We start from the raw sequence: 13,483 nt of genomic DNA on the forward strand, positions 1-13,483 counted from the left end.
AAAACTTTAGCTCAATTTATTAAATAGTGTTAACAATTACTTTAATTTCATGCCTGCTGCTGTCATCAAAAGGCGGAACAAACTGGATACGGCAAAAAGAGCCATCACACTACATAACCAGATCATCACCATCCAGCCTATCCGTTTCCATACAGAAGGGCGCCGGGTGTTGTAATTAGTGGTAGCCTTGTTCATGGTTAACTTTCCCCCGAAAAACATAATAGCTCCAATAGGTATAAACCAGGATCACGGGAATAATAAGCAGCGCGCCGACTAGCATAAAACCTAAACTCTGTGGTGGCGCAGCCGCGGCTTCGTAACTGATTGCCGGCGGGATTAGGTTAGGCCAGATACTGATACCTAATCCACTGTAGCCAAGGAAAACCAGCAATAGTGCTAACAGAAACGGTGTGTAGTGTGCTCTGCGTTTGACTGAATGCAATAATTTCCAACCGGACCAGATAACTAACAGGGGCACAGGAAGGAAGAACAACAAATTAGGTAAGCTAAACCAGCGTTCTGCAATTGCCGGATGGGTTAATGGTGTCCATAAGCTGATAACGGCGATAACACCCAGCATCAGAAAAATGAGCGGACGGGCGACACGGTACATCTCCTGTTGTAGATGGCCTTCAGTTTTCATAATCAGCCAGCCGCAGCCTAACAGCGCGTAGGCAATGAGCAGCCCAAAACCGCAGAACAGCGGAAAGGGTGAGAACCAGTCAAAAGCTCCCCCTATATAGGTACGGTTTTCAACCGGGAATCCCTGTATAAAGGCGCCCACAACAACTCCCTGAACGAATGTGGCAATAACAGAACCACAGATAAAGGCTTTGTCCCAGATATGGCGATGTTCAGGGGATGATTTGAAACGAAACTCAAAAGCAACACCACGGAATATCAGGCCGAATAACATTAATGTCAGAGGAATTGCTAGTGCATCAAGGATAACGGCGTAAGCCAGAGGAAAAGCACCGAATAAACCTGCACCTCCAAGTACCAGCCAGGTTTCGTTACCGTCCCAGACGGGGGCAACGCTGTTCATCATCAAATCGCGGTCGCTGCTACTTTTCACCGTGGGATAAAGCAGTCCGATGCCAAGATCAAAACCATCCATCACAATGTACATCATGGTACTGAACACAATGATGATGAACCAAATTAACGGCAGATCAATACCCATTTTCTCACTCCTTTTTGGGGCCTTTACGGATAAGTTTCATCATATAGGCGTAACCCACACCAAATACTGAACTGTAAACCACGATAAAAAGCAGCAGACTGATGCTCATATACATTTCACCGTGTGCAGATACGGCATCTTTGGTGCGTAGCAGGCCGTAAACTACCCACGGCTGACGACCTATTTCGGTGGTAAACCAACCCGCAAGAATGGCTATCAGGCCAGAAGGTGCCATCAAAAACATAAAACGCAGGAAGGCTTTTGATTGATAAAGCTGTTTTTTATAGCGCAACCATAGCCCCCAGCAGCCAGCAATAATCATCAACACACCAAGGCCGACCATCACCCTGAATGACCAGAAAACCATCAGTGCATTTGGTCTGTCTTCTGGGGGAAACTCCTTAAGGGCGGGAACTTGCTTATTTATGCTATGCGTCAAAATCAGGCTGGCGAGATAAGGAATTTCCCCGGCATAACGGGTTTCTTCCCGTGCCATGTCAGGAATGCCAAATAGGATTAACGGAGTCGCTTCACCGGGGAGATTTTCCCAATGACCTTCCATTGCTGCGACTTTGACAGGTTGATGCTTGAGGGTGTTAAGACCGTGAGCATCACCAATCAATGCCTGTAAAGGCGCAATAATCAAGATCATCCACATCGACATGGAGAGCATCTTTTTCATTGCTGTCGAGTCATTGCCTTTCAATAAATGCCATGCCGCTGAAGCTGCGATAAAGAATGCTGAGGCGAGGAAGGCCGCAGTACACATATGAGCCAGACGGTATGGAAAGGAGGGATTAAATATTACTGCCAGCCAATCGACGGGGACGACCTGATTATTGATAATTTCATGGCCTTGTGGTGTTTGCATCCAACTGTTGGATGCCAGTATCCAAAAGGTGGATATCAGCGTACCGAGAGCTACCATGCAGGTAGCAAAGAAATGCAATCTTTCACCTACACGATCCCAGCCAAATAACATCACGCCGAGAAAACCTGCTTCAAGAAAGAATGCAGTCAGTACTTCGTAAGTCAGTAAAGGGCCGGTGATCGAACCAGCAAAGTCGGAGAAAAAACTCCAGTTGGTGCCAAACTGGTAGGCCATAACCAGACCGGAAACCACGCCCATACCGAAGTTGACGGCAAAAATTTTCGACCAGAAATGATATAGCAGTTTGTAATCGGTATGACGTGTTCTCAGCCATAACCCTTCCAGTACAGCTAAAAAACTTGCCAGCCCGATGGTAATCGCCGGAAAGATAATGTGAAAGGAAACGGTAAACGCAAACTGAATTCTGGCCAGTTCCAGGGCACTTAAACCAAACATAGTGACCTCTTATTTTTAGTTTGAATAAAGGCAGGAAATGTGTGCGGATAAGTAAAACATGAAAAAAATGACTATAATAGTGACAGTTTTCTATATATTTACTATAACAGTTTGCGAGGAGATCTGAATTGATGAAGCGTTATGAACAATTTGCCCGGCAAATTCTTCAACATATTGAAGATGGTACCTGGCTGGTGGGAGATAAATTACCTTCACTGAGAGAGTCAGTGAAATTATCGGGTTTGAGTTTAATGACCGTTGTTCAATCTTATCAATTATTAGAGAGCCAGGGATGGATCATTTCCCGTCCTCAATCGGGTTATTACGTCGCTAAACGTTTGCAATCCTTTGCCGCAGCAAAAGGAGGAAAGCGATTACATTTAAGTGAAAGCGTGGAAATAAGCGCTTCTATTTTTGATGTATTACAGGCGTGCAAAGATCCTGCGATTATTCCCTTTGGTTCCGCATTTCCAGATCCATCCTTATTGATTCAGCCTAAACTTTCCAAATCGTTAGCGGCAGTTGCAAGGCGAATAGCGCCGCATAGCTCTTTGGCGAATTTACCGCCGGGTAATGATAAATTACGCCGTAATATATCGCGCCGCTATGCAATGCATGGCATCCATGTTTCTCCTGAAGAAATTGTGATTACTGCAGGGGCGATGGAGTCACTGAGTTTCAGTTTACAGTCGGTTACAGAGCCGGGCGATTGGGTGGTCATTGAATCGCCGGCTTTCTACGGTGCTTTACAGGCAATTGAACGTCTACGCCTGAAAGCGGTGGCAATCAAAACTGATCCACAAAATGGGATTGATTTGGATGCATTGGAAGAGATGGTGAAAAAATATCCAGTAAAAGCCTGTTGGTTAATGACTCACTTCCAGAATCCGCTCGGGGGAACAATATCTGCTGAAAATAAATTACGGCTGGTGGATATTCTTAACAATAATCAGGTCGCGCTCATTGAAGATGATGTATACGGTGAACTCTATTTTGATCAGCAACGCCCCGTACCGGCAAAAGCGCTGGACAGTAAAAATAACTTTATGCATTGCTCCTCGTTTTCTAAATGCCTGGCGCCGGGATTTCGGGTGGGTTGGGTTGCAGCAGGAAAACATGCTAAGAAAATCCAGCAGTTACAAATGATGAGTACCGTTTCTGCCAGCATGCCGACGCAATTGGCAATTGCTGATTATCTTGCGGAAGGGGGATATGACAACCACTTACGCCGTCTTCGCCGTATATTGGAACAACGCCAGCACTTAATGCTACGGGCGATTGGTGACTATATGCCTGCTTCAGTAAAAGTGAATTGCCCTAAAGGCGGTTATTTTCTTTGGTTGGAATTTGAGCCTTTATTTAGTGCGCAGCGGCTTTATCAGCTGGCATTGGCGGAAGGGATCAGTATTGCGCCTGGCAGCATGTTTTGTACCAGTGAACAATTTAACCATGCATTTCGTCTTAATGCCTCTTTTGATTGGGATGATAAAATGGAACGAGCCGTGCAGACTTTAGGTCGACTTTGTCATATTTTACTGTCTGAACGCGGAAAAATATAATGATGTGGGTTGTGGGAAATTCCGCTCTATTAATTGATTGGTAATATTATAGGTAAGAGTAAATACATCTGGAGTGTTTAAATAAGAAAAATCAGGGATATTTGATTGACATGTCTTATTTTAGTGCTTATCGTGGATATACATTAGGTATATCCCAAAATGAGGAAAATTTTATGGTGCAAACAACGATATTTAAAAGCAACCGTTCTCAGGCGGTTCGACTTCCTAAAGCTGTCGCTTTTCCGGAAGATGTGAAGCAGGTTGATATAATTGCTGTAGGCCGTACTCGCATAATCACTCCGGTTGATGAGTCTTGGGATAGCTGGTTTGATGGTCCTGGTGTTACGGACGATTTTATGGCAGAACGCGATCAACCGTCAGTACAAGAGCGTGAGGGGTTCTGATGCTGAAATACATGCTTGATACTTGTATTTGCATCTACACACTTAAGAACCGACCCCAGAGAGTGCGCAAAACTTTTCAGTTCTATCACGACCAGTTGTGTATTAGCACTGTGACATTGATGGAACTGATTAAAGGTGCAGAGAAATCGGGAAATCCAAAAGCTAATATGATGGTACTTGAGGGATTCGTTGCTAGATTGGCGGTTTTGGATTTCGACAGTAAGGCTGCTGTACATGCCGGTCAGATTATTGCAGAACTCGAGCGGAGTGGTTTACGCATCGGGGCTTATGATAATCAAATAGCAGGGCACGCAAGAAGCCAGGGATTGATTATTGTAACCAATAATGTGCGAGAATTTGAACGGGTTGCTGGTCTTCGTGTTGAGAACTGGATCAACTGAAAGTAATTACATCAGTTTATTGCCTGTTTAATGAAGCGGATGGTGTCCACCTCACGCTTTTGCAGACACCATTTTAGGATTATTTCACCGCATTATTCTATACAAAACGCTCTTACATTACTGCCTTGTTTTCTCCGGGTGGTCATACTGTTAATCCAATCTTCTAATGATACCTTCTGCGCTTTCTCGAATGCAGATCTTACATTTACCCATGATTCGTATCGTAGATTATATTCTGCTTGTGGCAACAGGTAGCTGGATTTGAATTCGATAATGCCTTTATCATTTGGGGCAGCGGAAATTGCAAATTCAGACCAATATAAGAAGACTGACACACCACCTCTTGGTGAGGTAGCCAGAACACTTTGTACGAAATTGGATTGAGTTTGCCTTTTACCTGCATAGGATAATGCAGCGATAGCGAGTTGTCTCAGCGGGATTTTCATCTGCTCTTTCTCTTGAGGAGATAATCCTAAGAAGTTTTCCAGGAAAGAGTTGATCAAAACATCCGCATCATGGCTTTTTTGGATAACGTTTTGTACGCTTGTTGACAGTAAAGAAAGGAACGGAACACCAGATAATTCTGCGGTAAATGAGAAGAAATTCTTTTTATTACCCTGGCCTTGAGGATCTAAAGGATTATAGCCGGAGACGGCACGGGCCATATTAATAACGGTTTGTAAGCCTTCGGTAATGCTTAGCGGAGCTCTGGATGATGAGGAAGAATCTCTCTCAAGTTGTGTATAACTTCCTGTCGCTGCACCATTAGCTGGACTTTGTACATCAGAATAATCTCCAGCATCAGAATAACCCATAAGAATATTGTCTGAACGTTCCCAATCTTTAAGAAGCCTTGTTCCTCCGTTCTCAATATGTTCTATCCACTCTTTCGCTTTTTTAACTTCATAATCAGGATTATTTAAGATATTTTCCATGATTTTTATCCTTAATAGATTTATTAAACCAGATATTGAATGTTATGGTATTGTTGTAAATAGGGAGTAGGGTTAATCCCTATTTTTAACAATTCGATTACTTAGTAATTATGTATTTAATATTATTGGCTTTATTTTTCTGTCTTAGTGATTTCCTCCGAAAAACATTCTTATTTTTAAACTTGTATTAATAGATTCTAAATTACTAATAGATAAATTTTTATATGGATCAATTATATTCATAAGTAAAATTTTTTCACTATTAAATATTGAGTATGGATAGATTGTAATTTAACTTATTCTTCACATGTAAATGGTTATTCATGTGACGTTTTCATATTGGTATAAAATATTTCTTATGAAATTAATCTATATTAAATTTATATTTATGGGTAATTTATTTTTTATACTTAAATAATATATGGGGATCGATGTCATTGATATAGAACAATTAATTTATTTAGTATGATATTTATTTCATGTTTTTACCTTAGTTGTCATATAGTCAATCAGGCATTCTATGGTTGTTTTATTTTCTTTACTAAATATTGGTCTTACAGTTTCCCATGATGCCTGACTGAGATTATATTCTGCTTGCGACAGCGTATAATTGGATGTGAATTTAATAGTACCTTTGTTATTGACTTTTTTGATTGTCAGTACAGAGGAATACAATAAGAGTGATACGCTGGTGGGTGATTTACTAAGCACATATTGTACAAAATTAGATTGTTTCTCTTTTTCATCAGCATAGGATAGAGCGGCGCGAATCAGCTCTTTTAGATAGAGTTTGATTGTAATTTTATCTTCGGGAGATAACCCTCGAAAGGCGTCGACAAAAGAATCAATCAGGACATCAGTATCATGGCTTTGTTGAATAATAATCTTTGTGTCTGACCACAATAAAGAGAGGAATGGCACTTTTTCTATTTCATCAGTAAACGCGATAAATTTTTCAGCATTGCCATTACCTTCCGGGTCTAAAGGATCATAACCTGAAGCTAACCGACATAAGTTAATAATAGTTTGCATACCTTCAGTGATGCTAACGGGATATTTACATGATGTGGCAAATTTCTTGGCAAATACAGCATATTTATCGGTTACTGCGATATTTGCGGGGCTCTGTACGTTAGAAAGATTCTCAATTTTTGAGAAGTGAATAAAACCATTATCTGAATTTTCCCATGTCTTAAGATATCTTCTTTCTTTGAGTTTTATGTATTCTATCCATTCTTGTGCTTTTCTAAGTTCATGGTCAGAGTTGGTTAATATATCTTTCATAATTATTTCCCTCATGGATTTATTAGATAAACTATTAATTTTTTACCCAATATGAATTAAGGAACTATAATTTATTTTATATCAATGATATATGGTTTCATTGTATGTAATGAATATATTTTTCTGAAAAATAAAAATATTTGGACAATGGATTAGAATTATATATCCAATATCTTAATAATAGTGTAAAAATGGAGTATGTAAAGTCTATTATCGTAAAAATTGTTTTTTGTTATTATTTATTGAATAATTCAATATTATATTGTTCAGAGGTGTATTTATTATCTTATAATAATGAAACTATTATCAATTAATTATTGGTTGATTTGTTTTTTACTGATATTTATCTTAAATAAATAATTGTAAATAAAAATCATCATTAATTATGGTGGGTTATTGGTTAATAATATTTTCGTAAAATATATTTTACTTGTTCTGATGGAATGGGGTTTTATAAAGTTAAATATAAGAAAAGAATACATTAATAAAGTGATTTTTTATTGGATAGTGAAAACTTGTATAGCGGGTGAATATAATAATGAAATCTTAAGGACGGGTATTAATTAAGAGGAATTTAGTGATAAATAGGAAATTATTTCAATTTTTCTCACGAGTTTCAGAGCCTTCTGTTGTTACAGAAGGCTTTGGATTAAATTTGAGGCTAGTTAGAAATGGAGCAGGCAATTAAACATTAAACAAGAAATTCATTACATCGCCATCTTTAACGATATAGTCTTTACCTTCTGAACGCATTTTACCGGCCTCTTTGGCGCCTTGTTCGCCTTTGTAAGCAATGAAATCGTCAAAAGCGATGGTTTGTGCACGGATAAAACCTTTTTCGAAATCAGTATGGATCTTACCGGCTGCTTGTGGGGCGGTTGCGCCGACGGGGATTGTCCATGCCCGGACTTCTTTCACGCCGGCGGTGAAGTAAGTTTGCAGATTCAATAACTGATAGCCTGCGCGGATAACGCGATTTAAACCGGGTTCTTCCAGACCAAGCTCAGCCATAAATTCTTCGCGTTCATCATCTTCCAGCTCCGCAATATCAGCTTCTACCGCAGCACAAACCGGTACAACCACGGAACCCTCTTGTGCAGCAATTGCACGAACAGCATCCAAATACGGGTTGTTTTCGAAACCATCTTCGTTGACGTTAGCGATGTACATAGTAGGTTTTAAGGTCAGGAAACTCAGGTAACGGACAGCAGCTTTCTCTTCGCTACTGAGATCCAATGCTCGCAACATACCAGCTTGTTCCAGATGAGGCAGACATTTTTCCAGCACCTCTAATTCTGCTTTGGCATCTTTATCACCACCCTTAGCTTTTTTCTGGACGCGATGAATAGCTCGCTCACAAGTGTCCAGATCGGAAAGGGCTAATTCAGTATTGATAATCTCAATATCAGCAGCAGGGTCAACCTGACCGGAAACGTGAATGATATTGTCGTTGACAAAACAGCGCACAACATGGCCGATAGCTTCCGTTTCGCGAATGTTGGTTAGAAATTGGTTACCCAGACCTTCACCTTTTGATGCACCTTTCACCAAACCTGCAATATCCACGAATTCCATTGTGGTCGGTAAAATTCGCTGAGGTTTTACAATTTCAGCCAGTTGCTCAAGCCGTGGATCTGGCATAGGTACTACACCAGTATTTGGCTCGATGGTGCAGAACGGGAAGTTTGCTGCTTCGATACCTGCTTTGGTCAGTGCATTGAATAATGTTGATTTCCCGACGTTAGGCAGGCCAACGATACCGCATTTGAATCCCATAAATTTTCACCTTAAATTACTTATAAATCAAAAGGCTGCATGAGCCTTTGTGATGAATCAGAAAAAAATTGGCGCCATTATACACGGAATGACGAGCTATCACGATCTTGCAAACAGGATTTATCTATTTTGTGCATTAGGCACTGGCTTTGAAACCATGTAACCGATTGATTGCCTTATCCATATCTTGCTTTATCAGGATGTCAGTACAGCGCAGTGCTTCATCAATCGCATCATCGATCAGCTTTTGTTCATTGGCTGAGGGTTTTCCCAGTACAAAGCCAACAACTTTATTTTTATCACCAGGATGACCGATACCAATTCGTAAGCGATAAAAATTAGGGTTATTGCCAAATTTATTTTGAATATCTTTCAAGCCATTATGGCCGCCATGACTTCCGCCCAGTTTCATTTTTGCCACCCCGGGCGGTAAATCCAGTTCATCATGGGCCACCAGAATTTCATCTGGTTGGATACGATAAAAAGAAGCAAGGGCCGCGACAGATTTACCACTGAGGTTCATAAATGTCGTAGGGACCAGCAGACGAATGTCATGACCACATATATTGATCCGGGCGGTATAACCGAAAAATTTACTCTCTTCTTTCAGTGACTGATTGTGGCTCTGTGCTAGCAGGTCAACATACCAGGCTCCGGCGTTGTGTCTGGTTTGAGCATATTCAGCACCGGGATTAGCCAGACCGACGATTAATTTTATGTTACTCACTATTTCTCTTCACTTTTGGCAGTAAAACAAAAAGAAGGGTAGTTTACCTGCCGGGTGCGACGAGTACAAAGTTCGATTTGGTTGCTCTTCCTTTAAGTGATTACTGGTGATTATTGATCGATGAGACATTTTTAAATATTTTCGTGAGGGTAATGAATGAAAAAGCGTTATTTCCATATATTGAATGAAAATATTTTTGATATATGTCTGGTTTCGAGGTATTTGGTTTTTCATTGCTATCAATTATAAAAAATAGTGGTCAATTTAAGTTGCAACAATTTCCATTATTATTTTTCTAAGCTAAACTAGATTGTAAATAAATTATAGAAAATTACTTTACAAAAATTCAATATATTGATCGTAAAATGACGTTATTTAATTTCAGGAGGATATATGAGTCAAAAAAATGATTTTAAGGCTTTTTCTATTAGTAATAATGCCAATGTGGTGAGCCAGGAAAAGTATGAAGAGAGCCAGAGTTTGAATACTGGGTTCCCACCGGATAATATTACGGTTCATTTGCTTAATAAGGTATTGCGTCAATCGTCGACAATAGCATCTGTTGTGGCTAATTTTATTGCGACATATTCCGGTAATGATGTTTTGGACGATGGGAATATGGTTAAACTCTCTGACCAATTAAATAGAGCATTAGGACAAAAAATTGTAACAGATGTAAAAAATATCGATTTAGAATTTATTAGTACAAAGCCGGTTGTGGTTGGGAATAATACCGCTTCTACAATCGATAATTATGATAATATTCCTCAAAATTCGACATATTTTGCATATCCAGCAGGATTAAACGGCCCGGGTGTGTATGGTCCAGGAATTAGATTTTCAGGGGGATATGGAACTTTTAAGAACTATGAACTAATGATTCAAGCCACATACTTGCCAAAGAGCGAATTATACTATAGAGCACACAATGGTGACGGTAACATTCAGAAGTGGAATCCCTGGTACAAAGTTTGGTCAACAAGCAATGCTAAATCGGATACTAACGGCAACCTTAAAGTTTCCAGTCCAGTTGTAGATATTCATCCAGACGGAACTTACGAGCTAACTCGTGAAGCGGAAGGCGTGACAGTCGAGCGGATAGCGACAGGGAAATATCGCATCAGAGGCTGTAATGGTTTTGCAAAAGATGGAGCATGGGGAATTCATGGCGGCACTATCGTTCCGGCAGACAGCAATGGATTAAATCTGATTTGGGTTTGTGAATCGGTCGATTCATCCAGCGGTGATATAACCATCGAATGCTATCATCGTCAAAATAAAGATGCGCCGATATTTGCTCAAAATAAGCGTGTTAAGGGTGTCAATGATCACGGGGAAGTGATTTATTACCATGATGGTGAACTATGTGATATCCCTGATGGACGAGTGATTAATGTTAGAGTGCAACTACCTGAAAAATAACAATAATTGAGTGTGAAATCATTATTATAATAAGTGGAAAACCCGTTGAAATATTTGTACAACGGGTTTTTTTCTTATATTTTGACAAAAAAATGGTGTAAAAAATTAATACTGTTCTGGGAAATAAAATAGTTTGTGGTAGTTTTCGCTAAGTGATTACTAATGGTTATCGGCTGATAATTTATTTTCATTATACAAAATTATAAAAAGTCATTTAATGTGCTCAGTAGCTATAACTCAATATAATGGCAACAACTTTATGGTATTACTGATGAACATCAATCGTATTTTTCGTAATGTAATAAGTTATAAGGTAAGTAAGAGTGTGCTAATAGCCTGTTTTTTATTTACAGTGCTTATACCGCTAATACTAAACAGTTATCCTGCTTTATCTGAACCGGTAAAGCCTCTGGTTAATGTTGAAAATTGTCAGGATCATTCAGAAGCTGTTATCAAGCATGATATTGATAGAAAAAAACAGACAACTGGACAGGTTAATAAGAAATTACACGAAAATGTTACCCATAAAGAGAAAAAGCGACCAGAGCAGAGGCGGTGTGGTAAATTTTTATCAAAGAGAAGTACAATAGAAAAAAACGATAGCAGTGAAAAACTAAAAATACCTCAGCTATATGAAAATGGTCATAAAGATGAGAGCCATAAAGAAGATAGCCAAAATACTCCCCCCTTAATTCTATCGCGTGGCCCTGAACTCCTTGGATTATTAAAAGAAGATCCGAAAAAATTAGCGCGGAATTATGTTGTCAATAAATTAAATAGTCAGATAACCAGTAATACTCAGAAATGGTTATCACAGTTTGGTACCGCTAAAATTAATTTGAATATTGATCATCATGGGCGTCTGGATGAAAGTTCTGTGGACTTACTGGTTCCTTTCTATGACGATAAAGATCATTGGCTTATTTATAGCCAATATGGATATCGTCATAAAGATAGCCGTGATACTGTGAATTTGGGCATTGGAACCCGTTTATTCATAAATGACTGGATGTATGGTGCGAACACTTTTTATGATAACGACTTAACAGGTAACAATAGCCGATTTAGTCTGGGGGGTGAACTGTGGACTAATTATCTAAAAATGTCCACTAATGCATATTTCCGTCTGAGTGATTGGCATAACTCTCGTGATTTAACCAATTATTATGAACGCCCTGCAAATGGTTATGACCTTATTGCTGATATGTATTTACCTTCAATGCCGTCACTCGGTGCTAAAATAAAATATGAACAATATTTTGGTAATAATGTTGCGTTATTCGGCAAAAACAATAGACAAAAAGACCCATATGCAGCAACTATTGGGTTGAATTATACGCCAGTTCCACTGATTACAGCAGGAGTTGACTATAAATTAGGGAAAGAGGGGAAAAGTGATGGCATATTTTCATTCAATGTGAATTACCGATTTGGTGTTCCGTTATCAGAACAACTTTCACCAGAAAATGTTGATTCACTACGAAGCCTGGCAGGAAGTCGCTACGATTTAGTTGAAAGAAATAATAACATTATTTTGAATTATCTGAAAAAGCAGAAACATTTTAGATTACTAGTTCCTATAATAGAAATCAGTGGTTACGGTGGTGAAGTTAAACCAATACAAATTCAATCAGACACGCCATTTAAAAATATTATTTGGGATATACCTGAATTATTCCAGAAGAATGGGGGAATTATAAATATAGAAAATACCAAAGGTTATACGATTCAATTACCGGAATATCAGCCGGATGGAAAAAATGACTATACTATAACAGGTACAAGTAAAGATGATCAGCAGAGGGTGCAGATACAAACTCATGTATTACAACGTAATATTTCTTTGCATGTTAATACAGCAGATCCTTTAATTGCTGATGGAAATGCGAAATATATCTACACGGCTACTCTGCTTGGCGCTGACAAAAAGACGCCGATAGAGAATGCTAAATTGGTTTGGGATACGAATAAAAAAGATCCTGGATTGAAATTAAAACCTGATTCAGAGGCAACAGATAAAAATGGACAACAGACTGCAACACTAACAAGTACAACACCATTATCAGATATACAAGTTAGTGTCAGTATTAATGGCGAACGCGTTACTACGGATAAAAAAGTCAGCTTTACTGAACCTAATGCCAGCTATCGAGTCACCCGTGTGACGGTAGACAAAACGGGGCCGCTCTATGATAACGGTACCGACACTTATACCTTCACGGCAACGGTGAAGGATGCGTATGGCAATCTGGTGGTGGATAAACCGATCGACATTGATTGGCAGATAAATAAAACGGAGGCCGGGTTAAAACTGACGAAACAAAGCAATTCGGTGAGTAACGCACAGGGACAGGTCACCGCGACCTTAACCAGCACGGCGGCGGTGAAAGATGTGCAAGTGTCGGCGAAAACGGCCAGCCAGCAAACGGCGGCGGTGAATGCGGATAGGAAAGTCAGTTTTGAGG

Annotated in this window: 12 protein-coding genes; 5 read left to right on the top strand and 7 right to left on the bottom strand. The window is 39.5% G+C overall.

Annotated elements, in window-relative coordinates; all coding sequences use genetic code 11:
• Positions 1 to 36: 36 nt before the first annotated feature.
• Genes BO26_RS22565 through BO26_RS20275 form a run of 3 tightly spaced genes read right to left on the bottom strand, consistent with a single transcriptional unit; the run spans position 37 to position 2,510 of the window.
• Positions 37 to 195 (bottom strand): DUF2474 domain-containing protein, encoded by a 159-nt coding sequence (locus BO26_RS22565; RefSeq protein ID WP_072023315.1) that lies wholly within the window; start codon positions 193 to 195, stop codon positions 37 to 39.
• The gene (cydB, locus tag BO26_RS20270; RefSeq protein WP_036774621.1) at positions 176 to 1,183 is read right to left on the bottom strand and encodes a cytochrome d ubiquinol oxidase subunit II; all 1,008 of its coding nucleotides are present in this window, start codon (positions 1,181 to 1,183) and stop codon (positions 176 to 178) included. The genes BO26_RS22565 and cydB overlap by 20 nt, the downstream gene beginning before the upstream one ends.
• A gap of 4 nt (positions 1,184 to 1,187) precedes the next feature.
• Entirely contained in the window at positions 1,188 to 2,510 is a 1,323-nt protein-coding gene (locus tag BO26_RS20275; RefSeq protein ID WP_036774623.1) for a cytochrome ubiquinol oxidase subunit I, read from the bottom strand.
• 131 nt (positions 2,511 to 2,641) lie between these two features.
• Here BO26_RS20275 and BO26_RS20280 point away from each other — a divergent pair, with 131 nt between their 5' ends.
• The 3 genes from BO26_RS20280 (at position 2,642) to vapC (ending at position 4,874) form a co-directional block, all read left to right on the top strand.
• Positions 2,642 to 4,069: an aminotransferase-like domain-containing protein gene (locus tag BO26_RS20280; protein ID WP_036774624.1), complete on the top strand. Its 1,428-nt coding sequence runs from the start codon at positions 2,642 to 2,644 to the stop codon at positions 4,067 to 4,069.
• A 176-nt stretch (positions 4,070 to 4,245) separates the two neighbouring features.
• Positions 4,246 to 4,473: a type II toxin-antitoxin system VapB family antitoxin gene (vapB, locus tag BO26_RS20285; RefSeq protein ID WP_110882824.1), complete on the top strand. Its 228-nt coding sequence runs from the start codon at positions 4,246 to 4,248 to the stop codon at positions 4,471 to 4,473.
• Entirely contained in the window at positions 4,473 to 4,874 is a 402-nt protein-coding gene (gene vapC, locus BO26_RS20290; protein WP_036774625.1) for a type II toxin-antitoxin system tRNA(fMet)-specific endonuclease VapC, read from the top strand. The genes vapB and vapC overlap by 1 nt, the downstream gene beginning before the upstream one ends.
• Before the next feature lie 92 nt (positions 4,875 to 4,966).
• On the opposite strand, the gene BO26_RS20295 is transcribed toward vapC, so the two are convergent.
• The 4 genes from BO26_RS20295 to pth form a co-directional block, all read right to left on the bottom strand.
• Complete coding sequence (locus BO26_RS20295; protein WP_036774626.1) at positions 4,967 to 5,809, bottom strand: hypothetical protein; 843 nt, start codon at positions 5,807 to 5,809, stop codon at positions 4,967 to 4,969.
• 477 nt (positions 5,810 to 6,286) lie between these two features.
• Positions 6,287 to 7,093: a hypothetical protein gene (locus tag BO26_RS20300; protein WP_036774628.1), complete on the bottom strand. Its 807-nt coding sequence runs from the start codon at positions 7,091 to 7,093 to the stop codon at positions 6,287 to 6,289.
• Between the two features lie 684 nt (positions 7,094 to 7,777).
• Positions 7,778 to 8,869 (bottom strand): redox-regulated ATPase YchF, encoded by a 1,092-nt coding sequence (ychF, locus tag BO26_RS20305; protein WP_036774629.1) that lies wholly within the window; start codon positions 8,867 to 8,869, stop codon positions 7,778 to 7,780.
• A gap of 136 nt (positions 8,870 to 9,005) precedes the next feature.
• The gene (gene pth, locus BO26_RS20310) at positions 9,006 to 9,596 is read right to left on the bottom strand and encodes an aminoacyl-tRNA hydrolase (RefSeq protein WP_036774630.1); all 591 of its coding nucleotides are present in this window, start codon (positions 9,594 to 9,596) and stop codon (positions 9,006 to 9,008) included.
• Positions 9,597 to 9,989: 393 nt separating this feature from the next.
• On the opposite strand from pth, the gene BO26_RS20315 reads away from it, so the two are divergent.
• A complete protein-coding gene (locus BO26_RS20315) occupies positions 9,990 to 11,018 on the top strand; it encodes a phage tail fiber protein (RefSeq protein WP_036774632.1) in 1,029 nt (342 codons plus the stop codon).
• A 259-nt stretch (positions 11,019 to 11,277) separates the two neighbouring features.
• A partial coding sequence (locus BO26_RS20320; protein WP_477707056.1) for an inverse autotransporter beta domain-containing protein occupies positions 11,278 to 13,483 on the top strand: 2,206 nt, incomplete at its 3' end.

It is taken from the genome of Photorhabdus australis DSM 17609 (assembly GCF_000711895.1).
In the GTDB taxonomy this organism is placed as follows: domain Bacteria; phylum Pseudomonadota; class Gammaproteobacteria; order Enterobacterales; family Enterobacteriaceae; genus Photorhabdus; species Photorhabdus australis.

Bases quoted from the DNA above. Each gene is read 5' to 3' on its own strand.
- BO26_RS22565 (WP_072023315.1), bottom strand. From the start codon at position 195: ATGAACAAGGCTACCACTAATTACAACACCCGGCGCCCTTCTGTATGG.
- cydB (WP_036774621.1), bottom strand. From the start codon at position 1,183: ATGGGTATTGATCTGCCGTTAATTTGGTTCATCATCATTGTGTTCAGT.
- BO26_RS20275 (WP_036774623.1), bottom strand. From the start codon at position 2,510: ATGTTTGGTTTAAGTGCCCTGGAACTGGCCAGAATTCAGTTTGCGTTT.
- BO26_RS20280 (WP_036774624.1), top strand. From the start codon at position 2,642: ATGAAGCGTTATGAACAATTTGCCCGGCAAATTCTTCAACATATTGAA.
- vapC (WP_036774625.1), top strand. From the start codon at position 4,473: ATGCTGAAATACATGCTTGATACTTGTATTTGCATCTACACACTTAAG.
- BO26_RS20295 (WP_036774626.1), bottom strand. From the start codon at position 5,809: ATGGAAAATATCTTAAATAATCCTGATTATGAAGTTAAAAAAGCGAAA.
- BO26_RS20300 (WP_036774628.1), bottom strand. From the start codon at position 7,093: ATGAAAGATATATTAACCAACTCTGACCATGAACTTAGAAAAGCACAA.
- ychF (WP_036774629.1), bottom strand. From the start codon at position 8,869: ATGGGATTCAAATGCGGTATCGTTGGCCTGCCTAACGTCGGGAAATCA.
- BO26_RS20315 (WP_036774632.1), top strand. From the start codon at position 9,990: ATGAGTCAAAAAAATGATTTTAAGGCTTTTTCTATTAGTAATAATGCC.